Annotated in this window: 12 protein-coding genes; 8 read left to right on the top strand and 4 right to left on the bottom strand. The window is 30.2% G+C overall.

Translation table 11 applies throughout. The annotated features are described in order from the left end of the window. The first annotated feature begins 18 nt into the window (after window positions 1-18). The 8 genes from ACVC2P_RS12255 (at window position 19) to ACVC2P_RS12220 (ending at window position 3846) form a co-directional block, all read left to right on the top strand. Window positions 19-660, top strand: a complete 642-nt coding sequence (locus tag ACVC2P_RS12255) for a hypothetical protein (RefSeq protein WP_452598758.1) — start codon at window positions 19-21, stop codon at window positions 658-660. Window positions 661-666: 6 nt separating this feature from the next. Next, on the top strand, window positions 667-1476 hold the full coding sequence (locus ACVC2P_RS12250) for a hypothetical protein (RefSeq protein WP_452598757.1): 810 nt from the start codon (window positions 667-669) through the stop codon (window positions 1474-1476). A gap of 35 nt (window positions 1477-1511) precedes the next feature. Further along, window positions 1512-1877 (top strand): hypothetical protein, encoded by a 366-nt coding sequence (locus ACVC2P_RS12245; RefSeq protein ID WP_452598756.1) that lies wholly within the window; start codon window positions 1512-1514, stop codon window positions 1875-1877. A 54-nt stretch (window positions 1878-1931) separates the two neighbouring features. Next, window positions 1932-2183: a RebB family R body protein gene (locus tag ACVC2P_RS12240; RefSeq protein WP_452598755.1), complete on the top strand. Its 252-nt coding sequence runs from the start codon at window positions 1932-1934 to the stop codon at window positions 2181-2183. Between the two features lie 42 nt (window positions 2184-2225). Further along, on the top strand, window positions 2226-2492 hold the full coding sequence (locus ACVC2P_RS12235; protein WP_452598754.1) for a RebB family R body protein: 267 nt from the start codon (window positions 2226-2228) through the stop codon (window positions 2490-2492). A 110-nt stretch (window positions 2493-2602) separates the two neighbouring features. Beyond that, the gene (locus tag ACVC2P_RS12230) at window positions 2603-2869 is read left to right on the top strand and encodes a RebB family R body protein (RefSeq protein ID WP_452598753.1); all 267 of its coding nucleotides are present in this window, start codon (window positions 2603-2605) and stop codon (window positions 2867-2869) included. Window positions 2870-2977: 108 nt separating this feature from the next. After that, complete coding sequence (locus tag ACVC2P_RS12225; protein ID WP_452598752.1) at window positions 2978-3241, top strand: RebB family R body protein; 264 nt, start codon at window positions 2978-2980, stop codon at window positions 3239-3241. 98 nt (window positions 3242-3339) lie between these two features. Beyond that, a complete protein-coding gene (locus ACVC2P_RS12220; RefSeq protein ID WP_452598751.1) occupies window positions 3340-3846 on the top strand; it encodes a hypothetical protein in 507 nt (168 codons plus the stop codon). A gap of 21 nt (window positions 3847-3867) precedes the next feature. On the opposite strand, the gene ACVC2P_RS12215 is transcribed toward ACVC2P_RS12220, so the two are convergent. The 4 genes from ACVC2P_RS12215 to ACVC2P_RS12200 form a co-directional block, all read right to left on the bottom strand. Beyond that, window positions 3868-4548, bottom strand: coding sequence for a response regulator transcription factor (locus ACVC2P_RS12215; protein ID WP_452598750.1), 681 nt, complete (start codon window positions 4546-4548; stop codon window positions 3868-3870). Then, window positions 4538-5314, bottom strand: a complete 777-nt coding sequence (locus tag ACVC2P_RS12210) for a sensor histidine kinase (protein WP_452598749.1) — start codon at window positions 5312-5314, stop codon at window positions 4538-4540. The genes ACVC2P_RS12215 and ACVC2P_RS12210 overlap by 11 nt, the downstream gene beginning before the upstream one ends. Before the next feature lie 599 nt (window positions 5315-5913). Then, the gene (locus ACVC2P_RS12205; RefSeq protein ID WP_452598748.1) at window positions 5914-6693 is read right to left on the bottom strand and encodes a hypothetical protein; all 780 of its coding nucleotides are present in this window, start codon (window positions 6691-6693) and stop codon (window positions 5914-5916) included. Between the two features lie 313 nt (window positions 6694-7006). Continuing rightward, window positions 7007-7909 (bottom strand): hypothetical protein (locus ACVC2P_RS12200; RefSeq protein WP_452598747.1); only part of this gene is annotated, 903 nt, incomplete at its 5' end.

The raw sequence follows: 7909 nt of genomic DNA, 5'->3' as shown, positions 1-7909 counted from the left end.
ATCTAAACCCATTATTATATGTCTAATTTAACTCCAGGAATGTCCGAAACACAAAATGCTGTAGATTTTATTAATACAGAAGTGTTAGGCCAAGATGTAAACCCCAAAGTAGGTTCCAGCGCCACCATGATTGACCAATCTGTTGGCATGATGGTGCAAGATTTACAAGTGTTTTTAAAAGGTTTTGAGCAAATAAGTTTAGTTGCCCTTACCAAATTAGCAAACAACTTTTTAACCTACGGTACTTATTACAATCCTGCTAATCTTGTTCCAAAACCTCAAGATTCATCTCGCCATGTAAAATCTACCTCAGAAGCACCAGAAGCAAACGCTCAATTTGTAGCAACCCCTAACGAAACAGATGGCAAAGAAGTACTTCATAGCTTGTTTAAAATGGTTACCGAGTACGGTGAAGCAAAATCTAAAATAAGTGCATTAATGCATAATCCAGATGCGTCAAAGCCTTTAGATGAAATATATAGCAAAACGCCTTTTAAACCAACTTCTACGGCTCCCAATACAAAGCCAGAAACAACTACGGCACAAAATACTGAAACCAGTCAATATGAAGATGTTGAGATACCTAAGCCAGATGATAAACCTGAACAAAAACAAACAAATACTAAAGAAAAAACCTATTGGTTTTCACGAAAAAAATAATACGCTATGAGTTATTCTACAGATCTTAAACCAGCCAAAATATTAAACCAACTTCCTTTAGAGGATTTAGCAAATAGATTGTACTTAAAACGAGATGATGATACAGCCTATTATAGTTTTAAAAACACCGATAATAATACTAACAGATATGTTTTTACGCAAGAAACTGCCAATATTAATATAAAACCGACTATTAGAAATGTTCAGGTTATTAATAAAAATAAAAAATACAACACCTATGATTCTTTTGTTATTGAATCGCAAAACGGAAGTACTGGTATTGTAGTAGTTATGATAAAAAAAGAAGATTCTAAAAACTTTTTTTGCAACGTTAGAATTCTGCCTTTAAACACCTTAAATGATATCGCAGAAACTAATGTAGATTCAAAATTATTAACGGTAAACATTGGAAATGTTGATGTGCTCTTAAAAATGGATATTACAATAACGCCTTCTAATACAGGAGAAGCATTATACTTAACTCATGATGTTAATACTGGTAACATTTCTCAATTTATAAATGAAGATCAGATTTTACAATTAACTAAAGATTTAGAATATAATGGTGCAAAAATTTCTGCTCATTTCTGCCAAGAAGTCTTAGACATTGTATTGGATGATAATTCTAAAACAGACGAAAATTCATTATTAGAAGACAACTATATTTTAAGTCTCCCTTCTGGAGCGTTAAAAAAATTACTCACTGCAATAACAACAATAGCTGAAGTTTCTCAAGAGATTGTAGGAATAGATGTTATAAAAAACATTAATAAAGATTGGCAAAACGCAAGTGCTTTTGTAGGCTATATGCTATAACACTATAATAGTTTTAACAAGTAAAAAGAATTAAAATGAAAAGCAAAAAAGGAGATAAAACTTGTAAAAAATGTGGCCAAATTATTTTAGATAAAGAACCTTCTATTGCACCGTTAGCTTTAACAGCAGATCAAGAAGATGAAATTATAGAAAATATAACAAAAAAAGCTATTAAAGCCACAATGACAAAACTTAAACCATTGTTAGATAAACTTGAAGAAGCTGCCAAACAACAGGCGCAGGAACGTGCTGCTAGCCAAAATAATACAACCGATACTTTAAGCTACCAAGAACAAATACAAAATATTCAAAATGCAGCTAAAGAAAGGATACAATTACAAGAATTGAAAATTAGTAAACGAATGCAAAATCTACAGTCTAAAATTGTAAAACGCGGATAGCACAAATAAGTCATTTCTAATACAAATCTATTTCTAATAACAATAAATATAACTATGGATACTACAAATCAAGATATAAATAACAGCAATTTAGGATTTTCTACGGCAACTGCTAATGGAAATACCGCTCAAACCAATGTACATTCATTAGGAATACTATTTGAACAGTCTATTAACCAGCAACAAAATCATTTTCAAACTGCTATTAGCACTTCAACAATGGATATAAAGAAGATTTTAAATATAAAAAAAGGAAAGCAAAATCGTATTGAAAAGATAAAACGTCATCGTTTTTTCAATCTCTAACTTAAATATAAATAGAGTATTAATTAATAAAACCAGAAAATTATGTCACAACACGTAAACTCGCAAATTACAGATGCAGTAACACAAACCAACGTACAAGTCGTAGCAGACGCCCCTGCAATGGCTTTGGGTAATGTTTACCAATCGGCCGCACACTCAACAGGATTAATGTTTGAAAACGCAGTTAATGCACAAAGCCAACAAAACATTTTAGCGCAAACCTCAACCACACAAGGCGTTATGCAAATTTATAGTTTCGATACAATTGCCGATGCAATTTCTATCTCTACTATGCTAAATGCATCATAAGCTAGTACCATTTAATTTTACTACTTATCGCAATTAATTCAAAATTGGAAAATCCAATTCATTTATTTTAACCAGAGAACTTTTTAGCGTTCTCAAAACAACTATTTATCATGTCACAAACAGTAAACGGACAAATTACAGATGCAGTTACACAAACTAATGTAAAAGTGGTTGCTGAAGCTCCAGCAATAGCTTTAGGTAATGTCTACCAATCGGCTGCACATTCTACAGGATTAATGTTTGAAAATGCAGTTAATGCACAAAGCCAACAAAACATTTTGGCACAAACAGCAACGACACAAGGTGTTATGCAAATTTATAGCTTCGATACAATTGCCGATGCAATTTCTATCTCTACTATGCTAAACGCATCATAGAAAAGCTATTGATAATATTATTATCGCAATTAATTTAAAATTGGAAAATCCAATTCATTCAATTTCTAACCAGAGAATCTCTAGTATTCTCAAAAACAACAATTTATTATGTCACAAACAGTAAACGGACAAATTACAGATGCAGTAACTCAATCTAATGTAAAAGTGGTTGCAGAAGCTCCAGCAATGGCTCTTGGTAACGTATACCAATCGGCTGCACATTCTACAGGATTAATGTTTGAAAACGCAGTTAATGCACAAAGCCAACAAAATATTTTGGCACAAACAGCAACAACGCAAGGTGTTATGCAAATTTATAGCATAGATACCGTTTCGGATGCTATTGCAATTTCAAAAATGTTAAACGCTTAATTGTTTTTAAATTGGATTAAGCAAGTAATTCAGCGGGGAAATAGGGGTGTATTTCTTCGCTGAATTTTAAACTTATCGCTAACTAAATCAAAATACTTATGTTTCAATTTTTACTAGAGCTTAGAGCTCAATATAACTACTATAGAGCTGGAGGAAACGGTATGCTTAGAATGCAACAATTTCGCAATCATTTATCTAACTATACAATAGATTACGATAATCATTACTATACAAACACAATAGATTTAGGAGAAATAAGTGAAGAAAATAATGCTTTAACGCTATATAGACAAAGTGCTTACGGTAGAATTGGCCAATCTGTTCCTGGAGCTATTTTAGGAGGAGATCGTCGTTTTTTTGGAAACAGAATAAGTGGGCAAACTGTTAATGCTTCTTTTGGTGGTCCAGTTAGAACTATAAATAATGACGAAAATTTAGAGATGTTAAACATAGCGCTACCAGGACATGTGTTTGGCGGTACTGTACGTATTTTATATTATAATGAAAATGGCAGAGTCTATAGAAGAATTACAGGTGAAGGAAGAGGCAATTTTTCTAGATTTAATAACCATGTAGGCCAATTTGTTTTTACATATTTTATTTAAAAAAGAATCCTCTATTCTCTATTAGTTTAACAAAATCATTTCTTCTGGGTTTATAATATTATTTTGTACTGCATAAATAACCAAGCCTGTTGTATTTTTAACTCCAGTTTTTATAAACAAATTACTTTTATGTGTTTCTACTGTTTTAGAAGAAATAAATAATTTATCAGCTATTTCTCTTGTTGTTAGTTGTTGACATAGTAATTTTAATATATCAAGCTCTCTACTTGTTAAACGATCTACATTTTGATTACGAAATTCTGGTAGTTTATTAGACAATTGCTTTCTCATAACATCTACTTGCTCTTCAGAAAAATAATGCCCTTTGTTGTATACTGTTTCTATAACTTTTATTAATTCTTCTTGGTCTGTTTCTTTTGGTAAAAATGCATTAACTCCCAATTTAAGCATCTGCCCCATAAAAGAACGACGATAAAAGCTTGAAAGTACAATAGTTTTTATTGCCTTATCTTCTTTTTTAAGTGCTTCTAAAACATCCAAACCACTCCCATCTTTCATTCTTAAATCTAGAATAACAACATCTATATTTATTTTTTTTTCTCTTATACCATTTAAAAATTTATTTCCTGTGGATGCTGTAAGTACAACTTCTGTATTTATATTATTATCTATATAATTTTTTAAAAGTTGTACAAACAATAAATCATCATCAACAATAGCCAGTTGTATTTTAGTATTCATTTTTACTTATATTTTTAATTTGTGGAACACAGATAATAAAACGTGTATAATATCCGGACCGCGTTTTAAACTTGTACGTCCCATTTATATGTCCTGCTCTAATTTCAATATTTTTATGTCCTATTCCTTTTTTATGACTATCGGTTATAAGACCACGCCCATTATCTTCTACTATTAGCACTACAGATTTTGCAGAGCTACGTAATACTATTTTTAGTTCTGTAGCTTCTGCGTGTTTTAATGTATTTGTTATTAGCTCCTGAAAAATTCTAAAAAGGTTTAATTTTATAGTATTAGAGGTTGTTGTATGGTTTTTTAATGTGTATTTGCAATACTGTATAGTTATTATGTTTGTTATCTGCTCTAAATAGTCTTCTATTAGGTCTGTAAGGGCAACAACATTTAACTCTACTGGTGTTAAATTATGAGACAATTCTCTTACTACTTGCATAGATTTTTTAAGATTACGTTTTAGTGATGTAATGTTGCCTTCAAATAAGTTAAGGTGCAAAAGGTTTAAACGGCTTACAACATTATCGTGCAATTCTTCAGACAGCCGTTGTCTATCTAACTCTTGATAACGTGTTACTTTTTTGGTAAACTCTTTTTTGGTTTCTAGAATAGTTTGTACAGAAGATTCTTCTGTAACCTTTATAACTTTTAAATGTCTTTTTATTAAAAATACAATAAGCGTTGCAAATAGACTTAAAATAGCTATTACTATCCATATCCAAACTATTATTGCTTGTTTAGTCCAGTCTTCCATCCAAAATTTATTAATGTTATATAAAAAACTAATAGTAGTACGCCTCTAAAAAGCCAGATGGGTGCAACCCAGCTTAAATGGTTAGCAATTAAAAAATTAAACGTAACCGATATGAGTGCATCGACCGAAAAAAAAAATAAATACAAATATTTAAAGACAAAGCTCCCTTTTCTGCTCTGCCTTCTTTTATTGTTTTAGCAAAATATAGTATTGCAAAACAGCATAGTATACAGTTTATAATAATATTAGAGTACACACTATAACTTTTAGACAACCCTATAATGCAAGCTGTAATAACAAAAAGAATAACTGCAATACTATACAACAGATATTTTATGCTATTATAAAGTTTAAAAAAATGTTTCCCATATATTTCTATTATAAAAACAAACAGTAGTAATTGGCTTATTAAGTAATTTAAATGGTTGTTCGTATTTATTTTAAATAAACGACAAGTAAAATCTGTTACTTCTAGAAATAAACTACTGGCAAGTATAAGAATAATAGGAAGCATGTTTTTAGGTTTAAAGTTTAGCAACTTTATTAAGCCAAACAATAATATTATACATACTATACTTTGTAATAGATAAGATAATACATTATACATTTTCGCTAGCTATTAATAATTGATAATTACTTTTTGGATCTACAAGCGAGAACGGAGGCCTAGGAGACGAGAAATCTTGTCCGCTTCCAAGAATAGTATTTAATGTAAACTCTTTAGTAACTATTATTTCTATCTTATCATTTTCTTCTACTAAATTGCTTGCTTTTAAACCAAAAAAATTAAAACAGTAGTCGCCTGGGCCTAAATTTAAAGCTTCATAATCCTGAAAAGGGGTTTCCATAACTTTAAAAACAGAAACGCCTGCTTCTTTTTGATTTATAAGCCAATCTTTACTTAATAAAGACCATTTAAAACGCCTCACAATTACAGTTTCTAAAGCAAGTTCGTCTCTATCTGATGATGTACTAGATGAGTCTTTTCTAGGAGAAAAAGAGTTATTAAATTTATTTAGAAGACCTCTAGATTCTTTTCCGTTTAGCAAATTATAAGAGAATTTTTTTTCAATAATTGTTCCTTGAAAATTTCTGTTTTTATCATTTTCAGAATCGATAATATAAAATTTAAAATATTGACTATATATATCTAATGCAGCATAGATATGAATGGATGCAGCATTGGTAGCAGTACTCAAAACGGTACTCCATTTTTTTATTTCCGCTTCGGTAATTGTAAAATAATCACCTTGATTAAGGCTTCTTAAAATTGTACTGCCTTTTTCTAGATACTCAACACTTCCTTCTTTACTTCTTTTAAAACCATTTACTAGATTGCTCCATGCTTTAATTTCTTTTTTTACAATTTCTAAATCCATAAATATTAAATATTATTAAAAAATAGAATACGTTTACAACCTTATATTACACAAGGCTTTGTCTTTTTTAATTGTTGATTTGTAATATTTTAACTCTGCAAAAACTAACTATTTGTTTTGCTACAGATTTGTATTTAGGGAAGTACAAAGTTTGTATTAAATAAATAAGTAGCACCTTATTTTTGGTTTTACTTATTTTTTAAGTAAAGTAAGATAATAATTTCTAGTGTTCAAAAAAAACACCAACAGTATAATCAGGTAATTATACTTAATTAAATATTCAAGGAATTTCACTCTTGTTATATCTTATAATTTAAGATTTTGGTATTCCAAATGGGTATAATGTATACCAATCATTCATTAAGGTTTTATAATACTTTTTCATTGTGAGTTTGTTTAACTCACCTGAAAGCGCCATCATATAATTATACAAAATATACCTATGTATAGATTTTGGAGGGGTTTCTTTTATAGACTTATCTATTTCAATTAATCTAGCTTTAGTTATTTCTTTTAACTCAAACATTGTCCCTGAAAAATAGTTTTCTGAGATTATGAAAGAATCTAACCTTAGTTTCAATTCTACTATTTGGCGTATTAACAATCTATCTGGTAAGGTATTCATAAGTGCATCTATAGCTTCAAGGCTTCCACCCCACTTTGGCTGTATTGCTTCTGCATAATGTATATAGGGCCAAACCATATCTGGGTTAATAGCTATTGCTTTTTTATAATACCTTTCCACGGCTTGGTCATTACTATTTCCCATAGAAATCCTTATTAATCTAGAATACACTTCTCCAATAAGTTCAAAATTCTCATTAATAGACGTTAAACATGCTGTAGCTTTTTCTTGATAAAAGAAAAACCCCTCAATTCCTTTCTGTGAAACATCTTTTGCATAGGCATTAGTTCTTGACTTCCATGCAGAATGGCTGTAGTATACCCCTAAAAACAATGCAGTTATAGCTTTGTCTTTTGCTTGCTCTTGCCATTCTATAAAAATAGCTTCGCTTAATGATAATGTAACATGATCTACGGTTTGTGTTAAATTATCTGAGTTTAACTTTTTTATTAGTTTCTCGGCCTCATTAAATGCTTTGGCACTAATTAACGCTCTTATTGTTTCTGCCTCTTGCAAACCTAAAGAATAAATAGGTTTGCCTTTTTTAGTTTTCTTTAATAGGTTTACAGCAATTACTATAATTCCTACTAC

This window comes from Pontimicrobium sp. MEBiC01747 (assembly GCF_053601635.1).
The sequence above is the reverse complement of the archived record's forward strand: the minus strand, read 5'-3'. Positions and strand labels throughout refer to the sequence as shown.

What these genes read in the sequence shown, in the direction of transcription:
- ACVC2P_RS12255 (WP_452598758.1), top strand. Translation starts at nt 19, where the DNA reads ATGTCTAATTTAACTCCAGGAATGTCCGAAACACAAAATGCTGTAGAT.
- ACVC2P_RS12230 (WP_452598753.1), top strand. Translation starts at nt 2,603, where the DNA reads ATGTCACAAACAGTAAACGGACAAATTACAGATGCAGTTACACAAACT.
- ACVC2P_RS12215 (WP_452598750.1), bottom strand. Translation starts at nt 4,548, where the DNA reads ATGAATACTAAAATACAACTGGCTATTGTTGATGATGATTTATTGTTT.
- ACVC2P_RS12245 (WP_452598756.1), top strand. Translation starts at nt 1,512, where the DNA reads ATGAAAAGCAAAAAAGGAGATAAAACTTGTAAAAAATGTGGCCAAATT.
- ACVC2P_RS12235 (WP_452598754.1), top strand. Translation starts at nt 2,226, where the DNA reads ATGTCACAACACGTAAACTCGCAAATTACAGATGCAGTAACACAAACC.
- ACVC2P_RS12210 (WP_452598749.1), bottom strand. Translation starts at nt 5,314, where the DNA reads ATGGAAGACTGGACTAAACAAGCAATAATAGTTTGGATATGGATAGTA.
- ACVC2P_RS12225 (WP_452598752.1), top strand. Translation starts at nt 2,978, where the DNA reads ATGTCACAAACAGTAAACGGACAAATTACAGATGCAGTAACTCAATCT.
- ACVC2P_RS12240 (WP_452598755.1), top strand. Translation starts at nt 1,932, where the DNA reads ATGGATACTACAAATCAAGATATAAATAACAGCAATTTAGGATTTTCT.
- ACVC2P_RS12220 (WP_452598751.1), top strand. Translation starts at nt 3,340, where the DNA reads ATGTTTCAATTTTTACTAGAGCTTAGAGCTCAATATAACTACTATAGA.
- ACVC2P_RS12205 (WP_452598748.1), bottom strand. Translation starts at nt 6,693, where the DNA reads ATGGATTTAGAAATTGTAAAAAAAGAAATTAAAGCATGGAGCAATCTA.
- ACVC2P_RS12250 (WP_452598757.1), top strand. Translation starts at nt 667, where the DNA reads ATGAGTTATTCTACAGATCTTAAACCAGCCAAAATATTAAACCAACTT.